The sequence below is a fragment of the Caulobacter sp. P4_E5 genome, from assembly GCF_056401555.1.
Genome location: NZ_JBFUJD010000177.1, coordinates 1 through 520, shown reverse-complemented (window position 1 = coordinate 520; position 520 = coordinate 1). Strand labels below are relative to the sequence as shown.

The 520-nt window shown below is 65.0% G+C and carries 1 protein-coding gene; it reads left to right on the top strand.

What is annotated here, in order from left to right:
• Positions 1 to 69: 69 nt before the first annotated feature.
• Positions 70 to 486, top strand: a complete 417-nt coding sequence (locus AC1DSO_RS24820) for a DUF6691 family protein (protein WP_477071342.1) — start codon at positions 70 to 72, stop codon at positions 484 to 486.
• Positions 487 to 520: the final 34 nt, after the last annotated feature.

The following is a 520-nucleotide window of genomic DNA, read 5'->3' as shown; positions in this document are numbered from 1 at the left end:
CCTTCATGGGGGCCGGTTTTGCCGTGGTGTTCCTGGCGCGCCACCTGTTCAAGCTTTAGGAGAAGGACCATGTTGATACTGTCCTCCCTGCTGGCCGGCCTGGTGTTCGGCCTGGGCCTGATCGTCTCGGGCATGGCCAATCCCGCCAAGGTTCTCGGCTTCCTGGACCTTGCAGGCCCATGGGATCCGTCGCTGGCCTTTGTCATGGCCGGCGCCATTGCCGTGGGCTTCTTCGCTTTCCTGCTGGCTAAAAAAAGGCGCTGTTCCCTGTTGGGCGCCGATATGAAACTGCCGGCCGCAGGCCCTGTGGATCGCAGGCTGCTGGCCGGTAGCGTTCTTTTCGGCGTGGGATGGGGGCTTGCCGGTTTCTGCCCCGGCCCGGGGCTGGTGGCGCTTGGCATGGGTGAACCCAAAGCCGCCGTGTTTGTGCTTGCCATGCTGGCCGGCATGGCGGTCTTCGAGCTGCTCGAAAGGCGGCGGCCCTAAACGGCACGTAGCCCAGGGCCATGGGACGCGGCCC

Coding starts and splice junctions, on each gene's coding strand:
- AC1DSO_RS24820 (WP_477071342.1), top strand. CDS start 70: ATGTTGATACTGTCCTCCCTGCTGGCCGGCCTGGTGTTCGGCCTGGGC.